The sequence below is a fragment of the Nonomuraea harbinensis genome (assembly GCF_019396385.1).
Taxonomy (GTDB): Bacteria; Actinomycetota; Actinomycetes; order Streptosporangiales; family Streptosporangiaceae; genus Nonomuraea; species Nonomuraea ferruginea.
Genome location: NZ_JAHKRN010000068.1, coordinates 1 through 23,095, shown reverse-complemented (window position 1 = coordinate 23,095; position 23,095 = coordinate 1). Strand labels below are relative to the sequence as shown.

Annotated in this window: 26 protein-coding genes and 2 tRNA genes; 12 read left to right on the top strand and 16 right to left on the bottom strand. The window is 69.8% G+C overall.

Annotated features, from left to right (window positions below; genetic code table 11):
* Nucleotides 1–86: 86 nt before the first annotated feature.
* Together KME79_RS40175 and KME79_RS40170 are read left to right on the top strand one after the other, a co-directional pair.
* On the top strand, nucleotides 87–1,193 hold the full coding sequence (locus tag KME79_RS40175; RefSeq protein WP_219551128.1) for a sensor histidine kinase: 1,107 nt from the start codon (nucleotides 87–89) through the stop codon (nucleotides 1,191–1,193).
* Nucleotides 1,133–1,762 (top strand): response regulator, encoded by a 630-nt coding sequence (locus KME79_RS40170; RefSeq protein ID WP_219551126.1) that lies wholly within the window; start codon nucleotides 1,133–1,135, stop codon nucleotides 1,760–1,762. The genes KME79_RS40175 and KME79_RS40170 overlap by 61 nt, the downstream gene beginning before the upstream one ends.
* A gap of 166 nt (nucleotides 1,763–1,928) precedes the next feature.
* On the opposite strand, the gene KME79_RS40165 is transcribed toward KME79_RS40170, so the two are convergent.
* The 7 genes from KME79_RS40165 to galU form a co-directional block, all read right to left on the bottom strand.
* Nucleotides 1,929–2,002 (bottom strand) — tRNA-Ala (locus tag KME79_RS40165).
* 50 nt (nucleotides 2,003–2,052) lie between these two features.
* On the bottom strand, nucleotides 2,053–2,616 hold the full coding sequence (gene sepX / locus KME79_RS40160; protein ID WP_219551124.1) for a divisome protein SepX/GlpR: 564 nt from the start codon (nucleotides 2,614–2,616) through the stop codon (nucleotides 2,053–2,055).
* A gap of 124 nt (nucleotides 2,617–2,740) precedes the next feature.
* Nucleotides 2,741–3,373 carry a GNAT family N-acetyltransferase gene (locus KME79_RS40155; protein WP_187281380.1) on the bottom strand — a complete coding sequence of 211 codons (633 nt, stop codon included), beginning with the start codon at nucleotides 3,371–3,373 and terminating at the stop codon, nucleotides 2,741–2,743.
* Nucleotides 3,374–3,424: 51 nt separating this feature from the next.
* Nucleotides 3,425–3,901, bottom strand: a complete 477-nt coding sequence (locus KME79_RS40150) for a MogA/MoaB family molybdenum cofactor biosynthesis protein (protein WP_219551122.1) — start codon at nucleotides 3,899–3,901, stop codon at nucleotides 3,425–3,427.
* Complete coding sequence (moaC, locus tag KME79_RS40145) at nucleotides 3,898–4,368, bottom strand: cyclic pyranopterin monophosphate synthase MoaC (RefSeq protein ID WP_219551120.1); 471 nt, start codon at nucleotides 4,366–4,368, stop codon at nucleotides 3,898–3,900. The genes KME79_RS40150 and moaC overlap by 4 nt, the downstream gene beginning before the upstream one ends.
* Nucleotides 4,365–5,552 carry a molybdotransferase-like divisome protein Glp gene (glp, locus tag KME79_RS40140; RefSeq protein ID WP_148029029.1) on the bottom strand — a complete coding sequence of 396 codons (1,188 nt, stop codon included), beginning with the start codon at nucleotides 5,550–5,552 and terminating at the stop codon, nucleotides 4,365–4,367. Before glp ends, moaC begins: the two co-directional genes overlap by 4 nt.
* Entirely contained in the window at nucleotides 5,539–6,441 is a 903-nt protein-coding gene (gene galU, locus KME79_RS40135) for a UTP--glucose-1-phosphate uridylyltransferase GalU (protein ID WP_148029028.1), read from the bottom strand. The genes glp and galU overlap by 14 nt, the downstream gene beginning before the upstream one ends.
* A 24-nt stretch (nucleotides 6,442–6,465) precedes the next feature.
* Here galU and KME79_RS40130 point away from each other — a divergent pair, with 24 nt between their 5' ends.
* The 3 genes from KME79_RS40130 to KME79_RS40120 all read left to right on the top strand — a co-directional run bounded on the left by KME79_RS40130 (nucleotide 6,466) and on the right by KME79_RS40120 (nucleotide 8,934).
* On the top strand, nucleotides 6,466–7,035 hold the full coding sequence (locus tag KME79_RS40130) for a 5-formyltetrahydrofolate cyclo-ligase (RefSeq protein ID WP_219551118.1): 570 nt from the start codon (nucleotides 6,466–6,468) through the stop codon (nucleotides 7,033–7,035).
* A gap of 24 nt (nucleotides 7,036–7,059) precedes the next feature.
* On the top strand, nucleotides 7,060–8,565 hold the full coding sequence (locus tag KME79_RS40125) for a potassium/proton antiporter (protein WP_219551116.1): 1,506 nt from the start codon (nucleotides 7,060–7,062) through the stop codon (nucleotides 8,563–8,565).
* Between the two features lie 69 nt (nucleotides 8,566–8,634).
* Nucleotides 8,635–8,934, top strand: coding sequence for an FmdB family zinc ribbon protein (locus tag KME79_RS40120; RefSeq protein ID WP_219551114.1), 300 nt, complete (start codon nucleotides 8,635–8,637; stop codon nucleotides 8,932–8,934).
* Here the strand turns inward: KME79_RS40120 and KME79_RS40115 are convergent.
* On the bottom strand, nucleotides 8,931–10,898 hold the full coding sequence (locus KME79_RS40115) for an MDR family MFS transporter (protein WP_148029024.1): 1,968 nt from the start codon (nucleotides 10,896–10,898) through the stop codon (nucleotides 8,931–8,933). The two genes, KME79_RS40120 and KME79_RS40115, sit on opposite strands and share 4 nt — an antisense overlap.
* 143 nt (nucleotides 10,899–11,041) lie before the next feature.
* Here KME79_RS40115 and KME79_RS40110 point away from each other — a divergent pair, with 143 nt between their 5' ends.
* The gene (locus KME79_RS40110) at nucleotides 11,042–11,848 is read left to right on the top strand and encodes an S-methyl-5'-thioadenosine phosphorylase (protein WP_219551112.1); all 807 of its coding nucleotides are present in this window, start codon (nucleotides 11,042–11,044) and stop codon (nucleotides 11,846–11,848) included.
* Nucleotides 11,845–12,411 (top strand): RcpC/CpaB family pilus assembly protein, encoded by a 567-nt coding sequence (locus tag KME79_RS40105; protein WP_308249224.1) that lies wholly within the window; start codon nucleotides 11,845–11,847, stop codon nucleotides 12,409–12,411. The genes KME79_RS40110 and KME79_RS40105 overlap by 4 nt, the downstream gene beginning before the upstream one ends.
* Here the strand turns inward: KME79_RS40105 and KME79_RS40100 are convergent.
* Nucleotides 12,398–13,276, bottom strand: coding sequence for an alpha/beta fold hydrolase (locus KME79_RS40100; RefSeq protein ID WP_219551110.1), 879 nt, complete (start codon nucleotides 13,274–13,276; stop codon nucleotides 12,398–12,400). The two genes, KME79_RS40105 and KME79_RS40100, sit on opposite strands and share 14 nt — an antisense overlap.
* Before the next feature lie 85 nt (nucleotides 13,277–13,361).
* Here KME79_RS40100 and KME79_RS40095 point away from each other — a divergent pair, with 85 nt between their 5' ends.
* A complete protein-coding gene (locus KME79_RS40095) occupies nucleotides 13,362–13,838 on the top strand; it encodes a MarR family winged helix-turn-helix transcriptional regulator (RefSeq protein WP_219551108.1) in 477 nt (158 codons plus the stop codon).
* On the opposite strand, the gene KME79_RS40090 is transcribed toward KME79_RS40095, so the two are convergent.
* Nucleotides 13,835–14,920, bottom strand: coding sequence for a D-alanyl-D-alanine carboxypeptidase family protein (locus KME79_RS40090; RefSeq protein WP_246641225.1), 1,086 nt, complete (start codon nucleotides 14,918–14,920; stop codon nucleotides 13,835–13,837). The genes KME79_RS40095 and KME79_RS40090 overlap by 4 nt on opposite strands.
* Before the next feature lie 1,117 nt (nucleotides 14,921–16,037).
* On the opposite strand from KME79_RS40090, the gene KME79_RS40085 reads away from it, so the two are divergent.
* The 4 genes from KME79_RS40085 to KME79_RS40070 all read left to right on the top strand — a co-directional run bounded on the left by KME79_RS40085 (nucleotide 16,038) and on the right by KME79_RS40070 (nucleotide 18,263).
* Nucleotides 16,038–16,110, top strand: a tRNA-Arg gene (locus KME79_RS40085).
* 348 nt (nucleotides 16,111–16,458) lie between these two features.
* Nucleotides 16,459–16,698: a hypothetical protein gene (locus tag KME79_RS40080; RefSeq protein WP_219551106.1), complete on the top strand. Its 240-nt coding sequence runs from the start codon at nucleotides 16,459–16,461 to the stop codon at nucleotides 16,696–16,698.
* A gap of 3 nt (nucleotides 16,699–16,701) precedes the next feature.
* The gene (locus KME79_RS40075) at nucleotides 16,702–17,847 is read left to right on the top strand and encodes a hypothetical protein (protein WP_219551104.1); all 1,146 of its coding nucleotides are present in this window, start codon (nucleotides 16,702–16,704) and stop codon (nucleotides 17,845–17,847) included.
* A gap of 2 nt (nucleotides 17,848–17,849) precedes the next feature.
* Nucleotides 17,850–18,263 (top strand): hypothetical protein, encoded by a 414-nt coding sequence (locus KME79_RS40070; protein ID WP_219551102.1) that lies wholly within the window; start codon nucleotides 17,850–17,852, stop codon nucleotides 18,261–18,263.
* 811 nt (nucleotides 18,264–19,074) lie between these two features.
* Here KME79_RS40070 and KME79_RS40065 read toward each other — a convergent pair.
* The 6 genes from KME79_RS40065 to KME79_RS40040 form a co-directional block, all read right to left on the bottom strand.
* Entirely contained in the window at nucleotides 19,075–20,439 is a 1,365-nt protein-coding gene (locus tag KME79_RS40065) for a tyrosine-type recombinase/integrase (protein ID WP_219551100.1), read from the bottom strand.
* A complete protein-coding gene (locus KME79_RS40060) occupies nucleotides 20,436–20,627 on the bottom strand; it encodes a helix-turn-helix transcriptional regulator (RefSeq protein WP_219551098.1) in 192 nt (63 codons plus the stop codon). Before KME79_RS40060 ends, KME79_RS40065 begins: the two co-directional genes overlap by 4 nt.
* Entirely contained in the window at nucleotides 20,627–21,955 is a 1,329-nt protein-coding gene (locus KME79_RS40055) for a replication initiator (RefSeq protein ID WP_219551151.1), read from the bottom strand. The genes KME79_RS40060 and KME79_RS40055 overlap by 1 nt, the downstream gene beginning before the upstream one ends.
* Before the next feature lie 133 nt (nucleotides 21,956–22,088).
* A complete protein-coding gene (locus KME79_RS40050) occupies nucleotides 22,089–22,238 on the bottom strand; it encodes a hypothetical protein (RefSeq protein WP_219551096.1) in 150 nt (49 codons plus the stop codon).
* Between the two features lie 5 nt (nucleotides 22,239–22,243).
* Nucleotides 22,244–22,405 (bottom strand): hypothetical protein, encoded by a 162-nt coding sequence (locus tag KME79_RS40045; RefSeq protein ID WP_219551094.1) that lies wholly within the window; start codon nucleotides 22,403–22,405, stop codon nucleotides 22,244–22,246.
* A 12-nt stretch (nucleotides 22,406–22,417) separates the two neighbouring features.
* On the bottom strand, nucleotides 22,418–22,738 hold the full coding sequence (locus tag KME79_RS40040) for a hypothetical protein (protein ID WP_219551092.1): 321 nt from the start codon (nucleotides 22,736–22,738) through the stop codon (nucleotides 22,418–22,420).
* Nucleotides 22,739–23,095 lie beyond the last annotated feature (357 nt).

The following is a 23,095-nucleotide window of genomic DNA, read 5'->3' as shown; positions in this document are numbered from 1 at the left end:
CAGATGCCGTTCGGCACCTCCGGCCATCGCCACAGGTGCCGTTCGGCACCCGTGGCCGGTTTCACGGTGGACGTATCGTCGGTCCGGTGAGCTGGATGTGGATTGTCGTGTCGATATCGCTGCTGGTTCCCGTCGCAGTGGCGGCGGCAGCGCTGTCGCGGTCGTCGCTCGAGCCGCGTCTGCCTGCGCTGACCTGCGTGGCCGCGGCCGGGTCGCTGGCCGTCACGCTGGCTCACGTCATCGGCATTGTGCAGCCCGAGCCGGGCGCCGCCGCATTGGGGATGATCGAGAGTCTGGCACTCATGACGCTGGCCGGCCTGATCGTCCGACGCGTGTCGGCACGGCGGGCAGCGGTGACCGCGCCGGCGGCGGGCCTGGCCTCGGCCACCTGGCTGCTGCGCTTCTTCGCCCCCGCCTCGCCGCTGGAAGCGCTGGGCGCGTGCCTGTTCTGGGGGTTGGGCGCGCTCCTGGCCGCCGTTGTCGGGGGTTACCTGCGTTCTCTCGAGGTACGGCAGTCCCGCGCCGTGGCCGACACCCGCACCGCATTACGGCTTCAGCTGGCCAGAGACCTGCACGACTTCGTCGCCCACGACATCAGCGAAATGGTGGCGCACGCCCAGGCGGGCAGGGTCGTGGGCGATCCGCTGCGGGCGCTCGAACGCGTCGAAGCCGCAGGCCAGCGCGCCATGTCGATGCTGGACCGTACCCTGGACACGCTGCACCACGACCGGCCCCTCATCTCCACTGGTGACCTCAGCGGCATCCGCGAGGCAGCCGAACGTTTCTCCGCCGCCGGCCCCGCGCCGGTCCGCCTGCGCATGGACCCGCAGGTAGCGGTCCCGGCGGAGACCGCGGTCCTGGCCTACCGGATCGTCATCGAAGGACTCACCAACGTCCGGCGGCATGCTCCCCAGGCCAGCCGCGTCGACCTGGGCATCAGCGCCGGAGGAGGTCTACTGGAGATCACGATGACCAACGACGGCGTGACACGAGCGCGAAGCGGCCGGCGCGGCGGGTACGGCCTGCCCGGCCTGACCGCGCTGGTCCAGGCGCAGGGCGGTGAACTGGTCACGCAGGCCGTACCGGATGGGTGGTCGCTGACCGCGCGCCTGCCAGTGGCACAATCGCCGGAGTGTCCACCCGCATCCTCATCGCCGACGACCAGGAAGGCATTCGAAGCGCCTTCCGCATGATCCTCGACGCCCAGCCCGACATGACGGTCGTGGCCGAGGCCGCCGACGGACGCACCGCGATCCACACCGCCAGGACGATCAGACCGGACGTCGTGCTCGCCGACATCCGGATGCCCGGAGCCGACGGCATCGAGGTAGCCCGTGCCCTTGCCGACACCGACATCCACGTGGTGATCGTCACCACCTTCGGGCTCGACGAGTACGTCCACGCGGCACTGCGGCACGGCGCCTCTGGATTCATCCTCAAACGCTCCGGCCCCACCTTGCTCATCGAAGCCATCAGGGCCGCGACGAACGGCGACATGCTCATCAGCCCGCAGCTCACCATCCGACTGCTGCGCCACCACGGCCTACCGCACGAGACACCGAACGTCGTACTCACCGAGCGGGAAGATGACATCGTGGCGCTGGTCGCGCACGGCAAGACCAACGCCGAGATCGCCGCGGAACTCTTCCTCTCCGCGGGCACGGTGAAGAACCACATAGCTGCCATCCAGCGTAAGACCGGCGCCAGAAACCGCGTCGCCATCGCGGCCTGGGCATGGGCGACCGGCAGGGCCGAGCCCTGATCGCGCCCACCGACTCGACGGTAGAGGAGCCGTCCGGGCGAACGCCGGACCTCCACCCCGGCAGAACCAGGCTCGGAACTCCTGAAACGACGAGATCCCGCCCGATCGCGATGATCAGACGGGATCCCGTCAACTTCAGTCCGGCCGTTTCAAGAACGACCCTGGGTGGAGATGAGGGGATTCGAACCCCTGACCCCTTCGATGCGAACGAAGTGCGCTACCGGACTGCGCTACATCCCCAAGACCTCGACCAGATTAGCAAACAACCGAGGGTCCTCGCGCCACAGTATTCAGTCACCCACCGCTCGCCGAGGCGGTTCGGCGTACTGGTCGAAGAGAACATCCCCCTGCGCCCCCGTGAACTCGATGACCTCTGCCTCCCTGGCCGCGAGTTCCTCGGCGCGGCGGCGGGCGCGGATGCGGCGGGTGCGCTCGCGGGCCTGGAGGGCGCGCTGGCGGCGTTCGCGGTCGACCTTGACGGCGATGCGCAGGAACACGAGGTAGAGCAGCATGACGGCGCCGGACGGGGCGACGCCCCACCAGGGGATCATCTGGACCGAGGCCGTGACCACCGAGGCCACCACCAGCAGGATGGTGAAGAACAGCAACCGCCGCCGGCGCGCTACGATGATCGCCCGCCGCCGGTAACGGAACTGGCGCGGGTCGACGCGTTCGGTCTCCACCGGCTCCTCGTCGGGCGCGGTGGTGAGGTCGGGGATCTGGTGTTCGCCGGTGTAGTGCTCTTCGAGTTCGGCCAGTTCGGCGAGGTTGGATTTGTCCCGGCGCAGCCACATGGGCACCAGCACGCAGAGCCACATGATGACGATGGCGAGGTAGAGGAGAGCACCGCTCACAGGCACCTCCGGGCAGCACGAGAACGCCTCGGTGCGTCGGGCGTTCTCATTGTGCTCACGTCACGCACCGTAAGACCGCGTGTCACTGATTGACGAGCATTCGATGCGGTGTGTCGCGAGATCGTCAAACCTCTTCCACGGACGACCGGGCGCGACGCCACTGTACGAGCAGGCCGCCGGGGACGTCCTCCGCGGTCAGCGCGTAGCAGATGTGGTCGCGCCAGGCTCCGTCGATGTGGAGTTGGCGACGCCGAATGCCTTCTTCCCGGAAGCCCAGTTTCTCAACCACTCTACGGCTGGCTTGGTTCTCGGGGCGGATGTTCGCCTCGATCCGGTGCAGGCCGGTGGTGAAGAAGCAGTGGTCGACGGCCATGGCGAGGGCGGTCGGTGTGATGCCGCGGCCTGCGAGCGCGCCGTCGATCCAGTAGCCGACCTGGGCGGATCGGGCCGAGCCCCAGACGATGGCGCCGATGGTGAGCTGCCCGGCGAAGCGGCCGCGGTAGGTGACCACCCAGGGCAGGGCGAGGCCCTGCCGGGCCTCGCGGCGCAGGGTGGCGACCATGGTGATGTACGGGCCGAGCCCGGTGCGGAAGAGCGGTGTCTCGGGGTTGCTCGGCTCCCAGGGGCGCAGCCAGTCGGCGTTGCGCACCCGGGTGTCGCGCCAGACGCGTACGTCGCTCAGCCGGAGCGGCCTGAGGGACACCGGGCCCTCGGTCAGCGTCGCAGGCCAGCCGCGTAGTCGATCCACATCTGACATCATCCCCCGATTCGGCGCGATGCCGCCACGGGTCTGGTGGCGCATCTGAGGTCAGCGTGGGTGGTCGCCGCCGCGGATCTGGTCGACGGCGTGCTTGAGCACGGGGGCGAGCACGGCGACGCCGTCGCGTACGCCTCCGCTGGAGCCGGGCAGGTTGACGATGAGGGTGTGGCCTGCCTGGCCGGCGAGGCCGCGGGAGAGGATCGCGGTGGGCACCTGGTCGCGGTTGGCGGCGCGGATGGTCTCGGCGATGCCGGGGATCTCCCGGGTGATCACGCGGGCGGTCATCTCGGGGGTCAGGTCGGTGGGGGTGAGGCCGGTGCCGCCGGTCGTGACGATCACGTCGTACTCCTGGGCGACGCCGTCGCGCAGGGCGGCCTCGACGGGGTCGCCGTCGGGGACGACCACCGGGCCCTCGACGGTGCAGCCGGCCTCGGTGAGCAGGGAAACCAGGAGCGGTCCTGACTTATCGGCATAAATCCCGGCGGACGCCCGGTTCGACACCGTCACCACCAGCGCCCTGATCACGCCCGCCTCCACTCGCCGGTCTTGCCGCCCGTCTTCTCCTCGACCCGGATGTCGGTGATCACCGCTGCGGGGTCGGCCGCCTTCACCATGTCGAACAGCGCCAGCGCCGCCGTCGACACCGCCGTGAGCGCCTCCATCTCCACGCCGGTGCGGTCGGCGGTCTTGACCCAGGCGGTGATCGTCACGCCCCAGTCGGCCACGTCGAGCGTCACCTTGACGCCGTGGATGGCGATGGGGTGGCACAGCGGGATGAGGTCGGGTGTCCGCTTGGCGCCCATGATGCCGGCGATGCGGGCCACGCCGAGCGCGTCGCCCTTGGGCACGTCGCCGGACCGCAGCAGCGCCACCACCTCGGGCGACAGCAGCACCCGGCCGGTGGCCGTCGCGGTGCGGGCGCTGACGTCCTTGGCGGACACGTCCACCATGCGCGCGGCGCCGGTCTCGTCGACGTGCGTCAGCTCGCTCACAGCCTGATCACCTCCACCTGCTCGCCGGCGGGCACCTCGGTCACGTCCTCCGGCACCACGATGAGCGCGTTGGCGGAGGCCAGGGCGGCGAGCTGGTGTGATCCCTGGCCGTGCACGGGGGCGACGGAGCCGTCGGAACCGAGCATGCCACGCAGGAACGACCTTTTGCCGGCCGGGGAACGCAGCGACGCCGTCGTGCGGACGGTGACGGTGGCGGGCGGCCCCGCCGGGAGGCCGCGCATCTTGTCGAGCGCGGGCCGGACGAAGAGCGTGAACGACACGAACGACGAGACGGGGTTGCCGGGCAGCGCGAAGATCGGCACCTGGTCGTCGCCGACGGTGCCGAACCCCTGGGGCATGCCGGGCTGCATGGCGACCTTGTCGAACCGTACGGTGCCGAGCGGGCCGAGGGCTTCCTTGACCGGCTCGTACGCGCCCATGGACACCCCGCCGCTGGTCACGACGGCGTCGGCGCGGACGAGCTGGGCGTCGAGACGCTCCAGGAACGCGGCCGGGTCGTCGCCCACGGTGGGGGCGCGGAAGCCGTCGGCGCCGGCGGAGCGGGCGGCGGCGGTGAGCGTGAAGCTGTTGGAGTCCCAGATCTGGCCGGGGCCGAGCGGCAGCCCCGGCTCGATCAGCTCGGCGCCGGTCGCGAGCACGACGACGCGCGGCCTGGGCCGGGCCAGGACGCGGCGGCGGCCGACGCCGGCGATGATGCCGAGCTGGGCGGGGCCGATGACGGTGCCGGGCTTGAGCACGACCGCGCCGGCCTGCACGTCCTCGCCGGCCAGGCGGATGGCGTTGCCCTCCCGCACGGTCTCGTCGATGCGGACCTGGACGGTGCCGCCGTCGGTCAGCTCGACGGGCACCACGGTGTCGGCCCCTGAGGGCATCGGGCCGCCGGTCATGATGCGGACGGCGTGGCCGGGGCCGACGGCGAGCAGTTCGCCGGCCCCGGCCGCCACGTCGTCGATCACCGGCAGCGTGACCGGCGCGTCCGCGATGTCGCTCGCTCGTACGGCATATCCGTCCATGGCGGAGTTGGCGAACGGCGGGAGCGGCACCGGGGAGGTGATCTCCTCCGCGAGCGTGGCGCCGAGGGCCTGCTCCAGCTCCAGCTCCAGCGGCGCGAGCGGGCGCACCGTGGCGAGGATGTCGGCCAGGTGCGCGTCAACCGATTTCATCGAGGAACTCCCGCAGCCAGGGCAGGAAGTCGGGGGCGAGGTCGGGCCGGTCGGCCGCGAACTTCACGACCGTGCGCAGGTAGTCGAGCTTGTCGCCGGTGTCGTAGCGGCGGCCGCGGAACAGCACGCCGTGCACCGGGCCGCCCTTGTCGGCGTCGCGGCCGGCGAGGGTGCGCAGCGCGTCGGTGAGCTGGATCTCGCCGCCTCGGCCCGGCGGGGTCTCCTCCAGCACGGCGAAGACCTCCGGGTCGAGCACGTAGCGCCCGATGATCGCCCAGTTGGAGGGCGCCTCCTCGACCGGAGGCTTCTCCACCAGGTCGACGACCTTGACGACGTCGTCCTCGCCGGTCGCCTCGATGGTCGCGACCCCGTACAGCGAGACCTGCTCCCTGGGGACCTCCATCAGCGCGATCACGCTGCCGCCGTACGCGCCGCGCACCTCGATCATGCGCTGCAGCAGCGGGTCGCGCCGGTCGATCAGGTCGTCGCCGAGCAGGCAGGCGAACGGGTGGTCGCCGACGTGCTGCTTGGCGCAGAGGACCGCGTGCCCGAGCCCCTTGGGCTCGCCCTGCCGCACGTAGTGCAGGGTCGCCAGTGAGGCCGGCTCGCGGACCTGGGACAACCGGTGCTCGTCGCCCTTCGCCTCGAGCACGTCCTCCAGCTCGTACGCGCGGTCGAAATGATCCTCTATGGACCGCTTGTTCTTGCCAGTGACCATCAGCACGTCGAGTAGGCCAGCGGAGGCGGCCTCCTCGACGACATACTGGATGGCGGGCTTGTCGACGATGGGCAACATCTCCTTGGGTGTCGCCTTGGTCGCCGGAAGGAACCGGGTGCCCAGACCCGCGGCGGGCACGACGGCTTTCGTCACAGGGTCGAAGTCAGCCATGCCTAGACCCTAGTGGAGGTACCTGTGGACAAGCCGCACCTGCGTCGGGAACTGCTCGCGGCGCGCGCCTCGCTCACCCCCGATCAGCTCCGCGCGAACGCCACCAAAGTCCGCGAAACCCTGCTCGACCAGCCCTGGGTCCAGATGGCCGGGCTGGTCGCCTGCTACTGGTCGATCGGCGCCGAGCCCGGGACGCACGGGCTGGTGTTCGCGCTGTGGAAGCACGGCGCGACCGTGATGCTGCCGGTCCTGCGCGAGGACGACGACCTCGACTGGGCGGTGTACGACGGGCCTGACACCCTGGCGCCGGGCCGGTTCGGCCTGATGGAGCCGGTCGACACGCGGCGCGGCGTCGACGCGATCCGCACGGCCGCGCTGGTGATCGCGCCCGCGCTGGCCGTGGACCGCCGCACCGGGGTGCGGCTGGGCCGCGGCGGCGGCTCGTTCGACCGGGCGCTGGCCCGGGTCGGGCCGAACGTGCCGACCGTCGCACCGCTGCACGAGGGTGAGCTCAGGGACGACATTCCGGCGGAACCGCACGATCGGGCCATCCGCTTTGCGATCACACCTTCGGGACTAATTAAACTTACCTAGACACAGGTGATCAAAGGGGGCCAGATGACGCTGGATGTCTGGCTCCTCGTCAGTGCTGTCATCGTCATCGCCGCCGTCATCTCGGTACGGGTCGCGCACCGCAGCGGGCTGCCCAGTCTGCTGCTGTTCCTCGGGTTCGGGCTGGTCCTGGGAGACGCCGGGTTCGGCATCCCGTTCGCCGATCCCGGCCTGGCCAAGGACATCGGCTTCCTGGCGCTCGCGGTGATCCTGGCCGAGGGCGGCCTGACCACGAACTGGAGTCAGGTCCGCCGATCAGTGCCGCTGGCGCTGATCCTGGCCACGGTCGGCGTCGCGGTCAGCATCCTGGCCGTGGCCATCCCCGTCCGCTACCTGCTGGGCGTCGACACCATCACCGCGCTGATCATCGGCGCGGTGCTGGCGCCGACGGACGCCGCCGCGGTGTTCTCCGTCCTGCGCCGGCTGCCCCTGCCGCCCCGGCTGGCGGGCATCCTGGAGGCGGAGTCCGGCTTCAACGACGCCCCGACGGTGCTCGCCGTGGTGCTGCTGAGCGGCACCGTCCACGCGTCGCCCGATCTCGGCTCGTTCCTCGTCGAGACCGGCAGCGAGCTGGCCATCGGCGCCGCCGTCGGGCTGGCGATCGGCCCGGCGGGCGCGTTCGCGCTGCGCCGCATCGCGCTGCCCGTCTCGGGCCTCTACCCGATCGCGGTGCTGGGCCTCACCCTCTTCTCGTACGCGGGAGGGGCGCTGCTGCACGGCTCCGGCTTCCTCGCGATCTACCTGACCGCGCTCGTCCTGGGCAACTCGAAGCTGCCGCACCGGGCCACCACCAGGGGGTTCGCGGAGGGCATGGCGTGGCTGGCGCAGATCGGGCTGTTCGTGATGCTGGGCCTGCTGGCCAGCCCGATGGAGATGTCGTCGGCGATCGTGCCCGGCCTCATCGCCGGCACGGTCATGGTGGTGCTGGCACGGCCGCTCGCGGTGCTGGTCAGCGCGGCGCTCGGGCGGCTGCTCGGGCAGGGCTGGGTGTCGTGGCGGGAGCAGGCCTTCCTGTCGTGGGCGGGGCTGCGCGGCGCGATCCCGATCGTGCTGGCCACGATCCCGTGGGCCGCCGGGGTCGAGGGCTCCAAGGACATCTTCAACGAGGTGTTCGTGATCGTCATCGTGTTCACCCTGCTCCAGGGGCCGACGCTGCCGTGGGCCGCCCGCCTGCTCAAGGTGACCACACCCGTCGAGGCGCACGAGCTGGAGGTGGAGGCGGCTCCGCTGGAGGAGCTGAACGCCGACCTGCTGCAGGTGTCGGTGCCGCCCGGGTCACGGCTGCACGGGGTGGAGATCTTCGAGCTGCGGCTGCCGCGCGACGCCCAGGTGACGCTGATCGTGCGCGACGGCAGGTCGTTCGTACCCGGCGAGACCACTCAGATCAGGGCCGACGACCAGATCCTGCTCGTCACCACCGCCGCCACCCGTGACCAGGTCGAACACCGGTTACGCGCCGTCAGCCGCCGCGGCAAGCTCGCCGGATGGTACGGGGAGCGGGGATTGGAATAGGCGTTTGACCGCATCGGTTACCATTAGCAGTCGCAAGGCATGAGTGCCAAAGCCTGCTAGGAGGAACGCGTGCCGACCTACCAGTACGCCTGCAACGACTGCGCCGAACAGCTCGAGGTCGTTCAGAAATTCAGTGACGACGCGTTGACCGTGTGCCCCGCGTGCGAGGGGCAGCTGCGCAAGGTGTTCTCGGCGGTCGGGATCGTCTTCAAGGGCTCGGGCTTCTACAAGACCGACAACCGCTCGTCGTCGGGCTCCTCCTCGTCCTCTTCCTCGAAGTCCGACAGCTCGTCCTCTTCGAAGTCCGAGTCGAAGTCGGACAGCAAGCCCGCCGAGTCGGCCCCCGCCCCCGCCGCCGCTTCTAACTAACGCGGGCGGTCCACCAGGGCCCCGAGCAGATCCGGAGCGACCCGGTCGAGCAGCTCCTCCAGCTGCGGATGCGGCCCCCAGTCGGCGACCGACCTGCTCAGCGCCTCGCGTGAGCAACGCAGCAGCCGCAGCGCGGCTTCCTGGCCGCGCTCGGTGAGCCGCAGCATCTCGCCGTCCGCCGAACGCTCCAGAAACCCGTCGTCGACGAGCTGGTCGGCGTACGGTCTGCCCTGCTCCCTGCTGACCCGCGCCCGCTCCGCCAGGGCGGCGGCCGACACCCAGCCCTTGCCGCCCAGCCGGGCGATGATCCACACCCCTTCCGGCCTCATGCCCGCCAGCCCGGCCAGATCGCCCATCCGGGTGTAGTAGCCCGTGCGCAGCTCGGCGTCGGCGAGCCGGACCAGGCCGCGCTCCACCTCCTCCAGCGACGAACGCTCGGCCGACGTCGCACCCAGGCATTCGCCCAGGTCGGCCGCCTTCGTCGTCTCCCTGAGCCGCTGCTGCGGGATGAACCACGACAGCAGGAACGCCACCAGCATGACCGGCGCCGCCACCCGGAACACCATGGCGATCGAGTCGGCGTACGCGTGGAGGAACTCGGCCGCGAGGCCGGGCGGCAGCCGCCGGACCACCGTGGGATCCTTCTGCACCTCGGCCGGGTCGAACCCCGGCGGCAGCGACGACCTGGCCAGCACCTCGCGCACGTCCTGCGCGAGCCGCCCGGTGAAGACCGCCCCGAGCGCCGCGACCCCGAACGACCCGCCGATCGACCGGAAGAACGTCGCCCCCGACGTGGCCACCCCCAGGTCCTTGAACGAGACCGCGTTCTGCACCACGATCACCAGCACCTGCATGGTCATGCCGATGCCCACGCCGAGGATCAGCAGGTAGACCGCCAGGGCCGGCATGCCGCTCGACTCGGTCAGCGTCGACAGCAGGAACATCCCCACGGTCGCGATGCCCGTGCCCGCGATCGGCAGGAAGCGGTATTTACCGGTCTTCGAGATGACGAACCCGCTCACGATCGACAGCGTGAGCATGCCGGCCATCATCGGCAGCAGGTAGACCCCCGACAGCGTGGCGCTCACCCCGTGGACCACCTGCAGGTAGAGAGGCAGGTACGTGAGCGCGCCGAACATCCCGAACCCGACCACGAACCCCACCACCGACGACGCCGCGAACGCCTGGTTCCTGAACAGGGCGAGCGGCAGCACCGGCTCACGCGCCCGGCGCTCGGCCGCCACCCAGCCGGCCAGCATCACGACCGCCGCCACCGCCAGCCCGACGATCACCGGGTCGGCCCACGGGTAGACGGTGCCGCCCCAGGTGGCGATCAGCACCAGGCAGGACGTCGCGCCGCCCAGCAGGACCACGCCCGCGTAGTCGATGGTGTGGCGGGCGCGCTGGCGGTCGCCGGGCAGCGCGGCGGTGATCACGAGCAGCGCGACGGCGCCGAGCGGCAGGTTGACGTAGAACACCCAGTGCCACGACAGATGGTCGACGAACAGGCCGCCGACCAGCGGCCCGACGACGCTCGACACGGCGAACACGGCGCCGAAGAACCCCTGGTACTTCCCCCGGTCGCGGGCCGAGACCACGTCGCCCACGATGGCCTGGGCCAGCACCATCAAGCCGCCGCCGCCGAGGCCCTGGAGGCCGCGGAAGCCGATCAGCTCGCCCATGTTACGGCTGAGCCCGCACAGCGCGGAGCCGGTCAGGAAGATCACGATGGCGGCGATGAACAGCCGCTTGCGCCCGTACTGGTCGCCGAGCTTGCCCCACAGCGGCGTGGACACCGTCGAGGCGAGGATGTAGGCCGTCACCACCCACGACAGGTGATCGAGCCCGCCCAGGTCGCCGACGATCGTGGGCAGCGCGGTGGACACGATGGTCTGGTCGAGCGCGGCCAGCAGCATGCCGAGCATCAGCGCGATGATGATCAGCCCGAGGCCCCGTTGCCGCATGCGCCGATAATACGACGCGTATCGCACCGGCCACGTTGGGTGGTCACGCCTTGTCCACAGCCCTCACCCCGCCCGCCCGCGATATCCACAGAACGAGATTCGGCCTCTTCGACCCCATTCCCCCGCCCGCTACTCTCAGCGCCATGGTCATTCGCGCAGACATCGGCGTCATCGGCGGCTCCGGCTTCTACTCCCTGCTCGACGAGGCGGAGGAGGTCGAGGTCGCCACCCCCTACGGCCCGCCCAGCGACGTCGTCACGGTGGGCCGCATCGGCTCGCGTCCGGTGGCCTTCATCCCCCGCCACGGCCGGGACCACCGGTTCCCGCCCCACCGCATCCCCTACCGCGCCAACCTGTGGGCCCTGCGCTCCCTCGGCGTCCGCCAGGTCCTCGCCCCGAGCGCGGTCGGCTCGCTGAAGCCCGAGCTCGGCCCCGGCGCGATCGTGGTCCCCGACCAGCTCGTCGACCGCACCTCCGGCCGCGTCCAGACCTACTACGACGCCGGCGGCGCGGTCCACGTCTCCTTCGCCGACCCCTACTGCCCGTCGGGGCGCGAGGTCGCCGTCGCCGCCGCCCACGCCGGGGAGTGGCAGACCGCCGACGGCGGCACGCTCGTGGTCATCGAGGGCCCGCGCTTCTCGACCAGGGCCGAGTCGCAGTGGTTCCAGCGCAACGGCTGGACCATCGTCGGCATGACCGGCTTCCCCGAGGCCGTGCTCGCCCGCGAGCTGGCCCTCTGCTACACCTCGCTGTCGCTGGTGACCGACCACGACGCCGGCGTGGAGGCCGGCGAGGGCGTCACCCACGAAGAGGTGCTGGCGTTCTTCGCCCGCAACGTCGCCCGCATGCGCACCCTCGTCTCCGACACGGTCCAGGCCCTGCCGGAGGAGCGCACGTGCTCCTGCGGGTCCGCCCTCGACGGCATCAAGCTTCCCTTCGAGCTGCCGTGATCCGCGCCTGGCTGCGGCGGTGCGAGCGGCGCCGCCGCCTCATCGCCGCGGTCCTGGCCGCCCTCGGCGTCCTGTGCGGCCACCTCGCGCTGCGCCCGCCCGCGGGCCCGGCCGTGCTGGTCGCCGCCCGCGACCTGTCACCCGGCGTGCTCCGCCCCGGCGACCTGCGCGCCGTGCCCATGCCCGCCCCGCCCGACGGCGCCCTCCGCACGGGCGCCACCGGCCGCGTCCTGGCCACCCCCATGCGCCGCGGCGAGCCGCTCACCGACGCCCGCCTCCTCGACCGCTTACGCCTGCCGCCCGGCATGGTCGCCACCCCCGTACGCATCTCCGACCCCGACGCCGTGCGCCTGATCTCCCCCGGCTCCCGCATCGGCGTCCTCGCCGCCGGCGACACCCAGACCGCCTCCCTGGTCGCCGACGACGTGACCGTGCTGACCATCCCGTCGGCCGACGACGACCACGGCGCCCTCGTCGTCCTGGCCACCACCCTCACCCAGGCGGAGTCCCTGGCAGGCGCCCAGGCGTCGGGCCACCTGTCCATCGCCATCAAACCGGCCTGAAGGCCCTCGTGTGATCGAGGACGGCGTCGACGACGGTGTCCCACTGGGCGCGGGGGAAGACCTCGTGACCGGTTTGCTCCATCGCCACGAAGCGTGCACCGGGGATCTCCTCGGCCAGGGCACGTCCGTGCTCGATGGGGAACATGGGGTCCTCGGTGCCGTGCAGCACCAACGTCGGCGCGGTGATCTGCCCGAGCCGGCCCCGCCACGGCTCCCCGGCATCGATCATGAAGGGGTTGGTCAGCTGGGCGGCGATGTTCCTGGTGCGTCCGGCCACCCGGGTGGCCATGGCCCGCATGCCCGCCTCGTCGAACGGCCTTGAGGCGGCGGCGAACGGCCGCTCGGCCTCCACCAGGTAGTCGATGACACCGGCCCGGTCGGACCAGTCGGGCCCGGGGTCTTCCTCCGCGAACAGGGCCTGGAGGTCCGCCGACATCCGCGGCAGGTCCGGGTGCTCGTGCCCGGGCCCGCCGGGCGTGGCGGAGGCGAGGGTGAGCGAGGCGACCCGTCCGGGGTGATCGAGCGCCAGAAGCTGACCGATCGCCGCGCCCTGCGACATGCCGACGACGTGGGCGCTGGTCAGGCCGAGGGCGTCGATCAGGCCGGCGGCATCGGCGACCAGGTCCCGCAGCCCGTACGCCGGCGCCCCCGCCGGGTAGTTCGACGACAGGCCGGCGTCCCGGCTGTCATAGCGGATGACGTACAGGCCCCCGGCCACCAGCCGCCGGACGAAGTCCTCCTCCCATGCCAGCAGTGAGTGACCCGCGCCATGGACCAGGAGGATCGCGGGATGCTCCGACCGGCCGAAGGACTCCGTGCTCAGCTCGACCCCGTTGACCTCGATCATGCGCTGCTCGAACGACATCACGCCTCCGCTCTTTGGTTACATGTAACGAAGACGATAGAGGAAGTCTCGTTACATGTCACGAAAATTCCTTACACTGATCCCCATGACGAGACCGCGACCGCAAGAAGAGACCGCGCGCCAGGCCTGGGCGGCCTACCGCAGGCTGCACCTGCTCGTGGACGCGGAGATCGCGCGCGACCTGGAGCGGGACACAGGCCTGTCGATGGCCGACTACGAGGTGCTGGACGCGGTGGTGGCGATGTCCGACGGCGAGCACTGCATCCGGGTGAACGGCCTCACCGCCCGGATGAACTGGGCCCACAGCCGGCTGTCCCGCCAACTCGGCCGGATGGAACGGCGAGGGCTGATCGCCCGCCAAGCCTGCGAGCTCGACGGCCGCGGCGACGACGTCGTGCTCACCGAGTCAGGCCGGCAGGTCTACGCCGAGGCCGCCCCGGCCCATCTCGCCTCGATCCACCGCCACTTCACCGCGTCGCTGTCCGCACAACAACTGGAAGCCCTGATCGGCATCGAGCAGACCATCGGCGCGTCGGCGACGAGCACACGTGAAGAGCCCTAAAGCACCGAGTCGGCCTCGGGATCGTACTCCCAGTGCCACGGCTCGAACGGGCTGCGGTAGGCCCAGTCGGGATGGATCCACCCGTACTTCTTGCCGTACTTCTCCAGCCAGTTGAACTCCGCCGACCGGAACCTCTCCACCCCGCCACACAGGTCCACGGCCAGCCCCAGCCCGTGGTTGCTCTTCCCCGGCACGGCCGCGAACCCCGGCCGCCGGTAGTAGACCGACTGCTGCTCCGCCAGGCTCCGGTAGGCGTCCGTCACGCACATCGGCCTGCCGAACTGCTTGCGGTAGGCCTCGTTCAAGCTGACGAACGCGATCGCCGCGTCCGCCCGCAGGCTGTGCCCCTTCTGCTGCAACGGGCAGAGCATGCTCGTCGGGATCAGCCCGTTCGGGTAGTCGTTGGCCGTGGCCGCCCGCAGCGGGTTGCACCCGAGCGCCGCCTTCTCCACCTTGTCGATCTTGATGCCGAGCTTCACCAGCTGCTGGGTCAGCGACTTGACGACCTTGTCGGACTTCTTCCTGAGCAGGTCGATCTCCGCCGCCATCTGCGCCTCGGCGAGCAGGTTGCCCGCCCGCAACTCCTGCGCGTCGCCGGCCAGCCGCTGCGTGTGCAGGGTGAGCGTGCTCGTCTCCTCCACCGCGTGCTGCCGCACCGTGACCATGTGGTTGACGTTCGCCAGCGCCCGCAAGGTATCGCTGTTGGAGTCACCGGCCAGGAACGACGCCACCCCGTCGGCGCCGACGGGCTGCTGGTAGAGCAGCTCGGCCAGCTGCGACACCGGCCGCCGCACCTGCGCGAGCTGCCGCTCCGCCACCTCAAGGGCCTTCAGCTTCTCCTTGAGCTCCTTCTCGGCGGCGGCGAAGTCCGTGCGGCGCTTCTCCAGAGCCTTGGTGGCGTCCTCCAGCTCCTGGGCGGAACGCTGCGCTTCCTTGCGCAGCGCGGTGAGGTCCTTCGGGTTCTCGTTCGCCCTCTTGTTCGCCGCGGTCTCTCGTACGGCCTGCTGACCGGCATCCGCGGCCGGCCCGGCGGCCTGGGCCGCCCCGGCCACGGGCACGCCCGCCAGGGAGGTCATCGTCATGACAACCGCGATCAGACCTGCTGACCGAGGGGCTGGCACGTTCGACTCCTCCGCTTTGCAAACTCGTGACGCGGGTCCGGCACGCACGTTACTACAGCCCTCTGAGTGTCCGGACCGAACTCCGGAGAGCCGTTATGACATGAACGACGCTTTTGCCCCTTCAAGACGACCGCTGCCCTTGTCTGTCAGTACGCGGCGGACAGGCTTGCGGTTCTATGGCGAGCGGGATTCAGGGCGGCTGGGCTCTGGACGGGCTGGACTTCTGGACGGCCGGGCTTCCGGCAGGCTTGGCACTCGGCGCCCTCGGCTTTCGGCACACTTGACCTTCGGCGCCCTGGGCCTCCTGCACCCCCGGCCTCCTGCACCCCGACTTCCGGGAGGCTTGGCTTCGGGCACCTGGGCTTCTGACGTACCTCGGCTTCTGGCACAGCGGGACTTCTGGGGCAGGGAGGCTGCTGGGGCTCAGGACGCGGCTCCGAGCCCCAGCCACCCCCACACCGGGAGTCAGTCACGGCGCCGCGACCCGGCCGCCACCCTCCGCTCATGCTCCCGGCAGAACTCCCACAGCCACGTGTCCTCCCACTCCTCCGGACACGCCTCCGCAGTCGGCGACGGCTTGCCCCGCGATGTCTCCCTCACCACGTCATCCGGCTCCCGAGTCCGCGACCGAACCTTGGGCGCCACCACAGCCCTCACCACCGGCGCCTCCTCAACGACCGGAGCAGGTGCCACCTGAGCAGGCACCGGCGCCGCGAACGCCCGTACCGGATGAGCCGGCGCAGGCGCGACCACCGGCCCGAACACGACCGGCCTCTCCCCCGCCACCGCACCCCGCCGACCACCCACCCGCTCGTCCCGCCCCGCTTCCCCGGCCGCCAACCCCGCAGCGAAGATCGCCGGCGCCAGCAGCGCCGCGAACAGCACCACCGGCCGCCGACGCGCCTGCCTCCGTCGCCTCGCATCCACAGGTGGGACGGTATCCGCGTCACCTGTCCCGAAAGGTGATCACTTGCCAGGGCTTTACCGCAGCTCACACCACCCATGACGTGGGCTCCGGCAAGTCACGGGGGCCGGGTGGCACACGGAGGGCCGGACTTTCGCTAGGCTTGGTCTGTCCGCCTCCGTAGCTCAGGGGATAGAGCACCGCTCTCCTAAAGCGGGTGCCGCAGGTTCGAATCCTGCCGGGGGCACTCTCTTCGACCAGGGTTTTCGCCCGTTGACCTGCGGTTTCTCAGCCGCAGGTCTTTTGATTTCTTGATCCTTCGTAGGCCGCCGAGAGCCCCCGTATGCAGCCGTAGGACCTTGATCACGGGAGATATACGGGATGATCTTGAGGCCTATTCAGCCGTACCGACCAGGGAAGATACGGGCCGCGCCGACCAGGTAGAGCCCCCAGAACGCCGTCGAGCGTGCGAGGGACTCCGTCCGGCGATATCAGACCAATCCCGACGATTCGGTTGCTCTGACTCATGCACCGAAGTCCAATGGCCTCACACCTCGATCTCAGGGCCCCATCGCCGCGCCCGAGGGAGTCGCGCATGACCCGGGAGCAAGTGGAACAGGCGTTACGCCGAGCAGAGCAACTGACCGACGAGGCCCGGACCAGCCTCGACCGAGCGGTGACGCTGATGGCGCAGAACATCTGGACCGGCCCGGCCGCGCAGCGCTTCGGCCAGGAGCTCACCGGACAGCGCCAGGTCCTGCTCAACGCGTGCATCGAAGCGGTTGACGAACTCCGGGCCCTGCTCGCTCGTACCCCCGCCGACAGCCCCGGCTGAGCCATGGGCGAGCTCGAAGGCATGGTCCCGGAGGGCGTCCGGGCGTTGAAGGCGGCCATGTACACGGCTGAGACCTCTCTGGGCTCCATCGGCGACGAGTTATGGGAGCTGCTGCGCGGGGCCTGGTTGTCGCCGGTCTCGGCCAACAAGATCCGCCAGGTAGCCGGGTGGGCCGGACAGCAAGGCCCGGAGATCAACCGGCGATTACTGCTCCTGGAGCGGATGGAGCTCGACAAGCCGGAATTGTTCAGCGGCGGCAAGCCCGTCATGGTGGACGAGGGGTTGCTCGCCCCCGGCGCGGTGCTCCCGGTGACCGGGGGCTTCTGGGACCGCGTGGGCCAGCAGATCCAAGCCACCTTCGATCCCAATCTCAACTCCGGCGACCCGATGATCGAACTTGCCAAAGGCGCCGTCGAGGGCGCAACCGGAGTAGGCCAGACCGCGCTCACCATGACCCCCAACCGCGTCATCTTCGACTACTGGGGGTGGGAACGCGACGCCGGCGACGTCGCCCAAGCAGTGATCGCGGGCGTTCAGGATCCGCTCGGGTTCGCCAAGGCAGCGGCGGACTGGGACACCTGGATAACCAACCCCGAACGAGCCTTCGGACGCCTCATCCCGGACATCCTCGCGGCTCTCGGATCAGGCGGGTCGAGCAGCGTAGCCTCTGGTGGCAAGCGCATTGCCGGAGCCTTGGGGAAGGCTGCGGAGAGCACGAGGGCACGCCCTTCAGGGAAGACATCATCGCTCGACAGCGGGGCTTCTGGACCCGTAGACCAAGGAACTCCCCCACTGTTCCGGGGCGACGGCCGACGAACCGAGAGGATATTCGAGAACGGCATGACCGCCCGCAACCCTGAGATGGGCCTCGAAGAACACATGACCGGCGGGAACGGCTTGATCGCGGCTTCCGAAAGTAAGAACGTGGCACGAGGGTTCGCGATCAAACATAAGGGCTTCATCTACGAGATAGACAACTGGGGCAACGGCGAGCCCGTGAAATACAGGGACGGCGTCAAGTACCTGCTGCCTGAGCAGGAAGTTGTGTTCAAGCGGATCGAACCAGGCCAGATCAGGGGCGCTTGGCGGTTAGGCCGATTCGACCAGCCGGACACGTGGATACCCAACCCGAACTATGTACCGAGGTGAGCATGTACCGGCTTGAAGCAGTAAATCTCGCAGATGAATCACGCCTGCCATGCTTCGTAACGCTACGGGACATCGAAGACGATGATATTTGCGAACTCCGCTTCGACCGGCAGAATGCTTCGCCGCTGGTGTTCCGATCACCGGTGGACTTCGAGGACACGCTGACGGAGTTGAGGCAGGAACTTGAGCGCCAGGGCCTGCTCTTGCTGTGCAACAGGTTCCGCCGGAACGCGTTCGTCTCCTCGATGGCCCGGCAGATGAGTACGGGTCTGTCCTGCTATCTCGTGAGCCCCGGCCAGCCTGTAGACCCTGAGAAGCTCGTCGACTCCCTCGGCCCGGCCCCCAGGGAGGCCGTGGTTCTCGCCGAGGAAGCGGCGAAGTACATCGAGGGCTGGATCGCCGGCTTCGACGAGTGATGGCGCCGACTATCGGCCGTAGACCTGGTGGCATACCCGGTTGCGAAGTCGGGACGCTGGGCGGGAAGGCGGGAACATCTCGTCGCACCTCGCGGCGATCAGTGGAACCAGCGGGTTTCCGGTACCGCGATGCGCGCCCCTGCTCTCGGTCGCTCTACCCCGGCCCGCGGATGCGGAGGGCTTCCTACGCGGTTCGACCCGAACTATGCGCTGTCTCCGGTGACGGCTTACGCCCGATGCTTCTGCCCGTTCACGCTTCATGCTTTTCGCAGGCGTAGGTTTCGGGCTTGGCACGGTAGGGGCCCGCACGCTTTTCGTGGGCTCCGGCGACGGAGGAAGCGATACGCCCGGCTTCTCTGCCGTATTCAGGTGGTGTGTTGCCCCCGTGGCACCTCTCGACCCCTCGGAGGCCCCGCCGGTGCCTGGGACGCTCGACCAGACGCCGAGAACGACGCAGGCCAGGAACCCGGCGGCCAGCGCGAGCCTTGCCCGACGATCCGAGCGGTGCAATGTTGACCTCGTCGGCGGCGTCGGAGTCGCGTACCTCCTCCAGCGGAGATCGGCGTTGGCGTCAACGGGCCGGGCTCGCCTTCGAAGTGGCAAGCCGTACGGAGGTCGGCGCAGTGGAGGAAGGTTCTCGGTCGAAGGGCCAGGGCGGTCGTGCTCATCGCGCATAGGGTCTCCCTGATCACTACCCGTGCATTAAAGGTTGACGTACCGTGGCGTCGCCTGGTGGGACCGACTCGGCGGACGCCGCGCATAAAGCAGAAGGCCCCGGTCGTGCCGGGGCCGAAGTCGGAGTGAAGGCGGGCTATGGGTCCAAGGCGTCGTTGATCTTGCTATTGATCTGTTCTTGCTGACCGTCCATGCACTTGGCGTAGACCCGCAACAGGACGTCAACGCCGTGACCGGCGCGCTTGGCGATCTCTGGTGCCGGGACTCCAGCGTTCAGCCAGAGCGACACGGCAGCGTGACGAAGGTCGTATGGCCGTGCGGCCAGCGACGAGGCCGCCTGTGCCGGGGTGAGGGCGAGCTTCCGGGCCTCTTGCCAGACGTAGGAGTACGCCGAGCTGGAGTAGCTCCCATCGGTGCCGGTCCGGAAGATCCTGCCGTCCTTGGCCGTGCCGTACTCGGCGATGTGCTCGCGGAGCATGGCGACCAGGACGGGCGGGATCGGGATCTCTCGCGTCTCCTTGTCTGCGCGGTGCTTCAAGCTGCGCGACTCGTGGGTCTCGCCGGAGTTGGTCCAGCGCTTCGTCCCCTGGGGCCGGGCCCGCTCCAGGACGATCAGGCCCCATCCCGACGCAGGCAGGGTGCAGTTCTTCAGCCGCAGATCGGCTGCTTCCTCCGGCCGGAGGGCGGCGTAGTAGATGCAGGCGAACAGCGCTTTGAGCCGCGGACCTCGCTTGCGCCCCACCTTGGGCACGGCGTCGAGGAGCTGACGCGCTTGGGCCGGGTTGACCACGGTGCGGGGGTCGACGACCGTCACGGCTTTGGGTGCCGTCCATTTGATCGCATCCAGCGGGTTGCCGTTGAACGCCTTTTGCTCGACCGCATGCTCCAGCAGGTGATGAAGGACGGCACGCTTACGACGCACCGTGTTCGCACCCGCTGGGGTGCCGGCGAAGGTGACTGAGATGGCGTCGAGGGCCGTACGGAGAACGTCTGCCTCCCCGAGGGTCGACAGCGGAAGCGATGCCCGTTCCAGCCAATGCAGAGTCGCCGTCTGTGTCGTGGTCAGGGCGGCCCGCCGCTTCTCCGGAAGCAACGCATGAATCCTGAGCACCTCCCGCAGTTCCTCCGCAGAGGGACGGCGCGGCGCGTCCGCCACCAGGGCGGGGATGAGGCTCAGGAGCGCGTACGCGTCCGTCTCCCGAGTTCGAGCCGCCGAGGTGTTCCAGCGCCGGAGCGCGTACGCCTGCGCGAACTCCAGGAACGACGGGCCGGAGCTCGGTGGCGCTGCCATCGACACCGGAAGGCCGGTGTCGATATCGAACTCTTCCCCCAGCTTGGCCGCTTGCCGAAGGTCGGACATGAAGGCGTTGGCCAGGCCCTTGGTACGGAAGCTCTTCGACCTCTCCTTGCCCGCCACCCGCCAGCGCGCGACGAAGCTCGACGCGCCACCATTGGATCTTTGCTGGATCTGGCTGAAACGCACGTCGTAGGTGGTGTTCACACTGCCTCCCGTCGCGAGTCGAGCCAGGCCATGAGGTCGCTCCGCCAGACGCGGAGTTCGAGGTTGGGCAGTTGAACGCAGACCGGCGCACGGCCGAGTTCGCGCCAGCGGTAGAAGGTTCGACGAGAGAGCCCACCGAGTTCGGAGAGGACCTGCGGAACCGTCAGCAGCTCGTCACGCCTGCTCATCAGGCATCACCACCAGTGGCGGGAAGCCGTGTGCCGGTGAGTGCGGCGGCGAGGAGTTGGTCTCCGAGGGAGAGGCCCTGTCCGGCGTACTCCCAGTGGGCGATGACGAGGACGGTGTCTTCCTCGAAGAGCGGCAGGCGGCCGGTGGTGACGTTCTCGGCGCGCATGTGTTCTTCACGGGCGGCGCGGAGGGCGCCCAGGGTGGTGGAGTAGCGGCGAGACTTGGTGGAGAAGTGGCCGCGAAAGCCGAGCATGTGCGCCCACTGGATCAGCCGGAGGTCGGCCAGGTCTTCCAGGGTGCCCAGGCGCAGGCATGCGGCGATCAGCCGGCGGGCGTGCGGCCGGATCGGGAGCGCGTCGAGGTCGTCGAGGAGCTGGATGCGCCGGTCCAGAGTGCCGACGCATTCAGCGGCCTTGGTCGCGTACTTGGCGATGTAGGCGGCGACAGCCTGCTCGGTGAGTTCGCCGTCCAGGGTTATGCGGCGGACGTCGAGTTGGCTCCCCCAGCGGAAGACACGGCCGAGTGGCTTGACCTCTGCGGTCACGGCTGCCGCCGCGTGCTGGACGGCGTCGGCCAGGGCCTCAGCCGTGGCCCAGGCAGGGGGCGGCGAGGTGGGGCCGTCTGGACCGTCGAGGCGGATCACGGCGTGAAAGTGGACGACGCCGCGCCGCTGGTACTCGGCGACCTTGGCGAACGAGATGACCGCCTGCTCACGCAGGGCCTTCAGCGTCAGGCCGGAGAGCTTGGCGAAGCGGCGGCGCAGGGCCTCGGTGAAACGCCGCCACAGCTCCGGGCTGATCGCGTTGAACAACACCGACCCGTCGTAGTCGTAGCAGTCTGGGCACAGCGGCTCCCCGAGCCGCGGATCGTCGGCAGCGTGCCGGACGGTGCAGGACATGATGCGGCCGTGCGGGCAGGTGGCGGCGTTCCGGCGGGCGTGGCAGGGCAGGACCTTGCCGTTCTTCTCCCGCCGGACATGCACGGCTCCGAAGGACGGGGCGGTCAGGGTGACGAACAGGCACGGATGCGCGCTGACCGTCTCCGGCACGCTCTTGCCGCCGACCAGGCCCGCGCGGATGAGTTGGTAGGTGTCGGCGCGGTAGATCTCGGCGCAGGCCGGGCAGCGGGAGGCGCGGCGGGTCTTGCACGGGACGCGCAGGATGCCGTCGGGTTCGGTGCGGGTGGTGTAGCGGTGCAGGAGTTCGCCGGTGGCCTGGTCGTAGTGGTCGACCTTGCCGCGCAGGTGGATGGGTTGGCGGCAGCCGCCGGTACGGCGGATCTGGGAGGCCCAGCGGTCGTAGTCGGGGTGGTTGAGCCGGTCGATCATTCCGGCGACGGCGTGGGAGTGGGCAAGGCAGGGCAAGATGGGACCGTCCTATCCAGTCATCTGGTGTGGGATGGCCCCCGGCCTGGCGGACGTCTTGGCGGATGTGTGGCCAGGCGGGGGGCGCTACAGCGATTCAGGCGCCGTGGTTGTCGAAGCCAGTGCCGTGGCAGTCGGCGCAGGTGTCGTCGGTGAGCCCGGTGCCGCCGCAGGTGCAGCAGCGGTAGCGGGCGATCGGGATGGCGTCGAGGATCTCGGGCCAGTCGGCCCAGGGCTGTTCGGTCATGGCGGTCACCGGCTCTTGCGCGGGGTGATCGTCACGTACATGCGGTAGCTGCGGGGCCGGGCGCGGTCGGGGTAGGCCCGCGACATCGAGGTGACGTCGAAGGCGTCGCGCAGGTGGAGCATGCCGAGAGCGATCTCGGCGCGGTTTCCTTCGAGGCGGATACGCATGGTGGTTCTCCTTCAGTTGGTGTCGGGTGTGATGCAGTCGCGGTAGCTGTCGTGGGCGGCGTGGCGGGCGCGGGCGTCGGACAGGATGGCCACGGCCCGGTACTCCACAGGGCCGAAGCGCACCGAGGTCGTGTAGTGGCCGCCGTCCGGGTCGGCCGTGCTGCCGAGAAGGCCGACGATGGTGTCAATCTGGGCGCGCATCTGGTCGTCGTCGGCGTGCTCGGCGAAGTAGTGGATGACGGCCCTGCGTGGGGTGGGTACGTCGGGGTTGGCTTGGAGGAAGGCGGCCAGGTGGATGAGGCCATGTACGAGGGCGAGGCGGTCGTCGGTCATCGGTGATCTCCTGTTCATGCGGTACGCAGGGTGCGCAGCAGGTCTGAGGCGAGCTGGTTGGACACGCCCAGGCGGGCGCGGAGCTGGTCGCGGGTGATGGGCTTGCCGTGGGCGGTGTGGTGTTCGTCGGCGACGCGGCGGGCGTAGTCGACGAGTGCCGGGTCGGGCGTCGGCCCGTCCTGCCGGGCGTCCTGGCCGTCCTGGCTGGCGGGGGCGTGCGCGGGACGGTCCTCAGAGGACGATCCGTGAGCCTATGCCCGTGATGTCGTAGTGTGATCGAGTGAATCTGTAGCGTTATGCCCGGCTGGTGAGCGTGGACGTGTTGAGATAGCCGGGTGAGTGAACGCAAGCCGTACG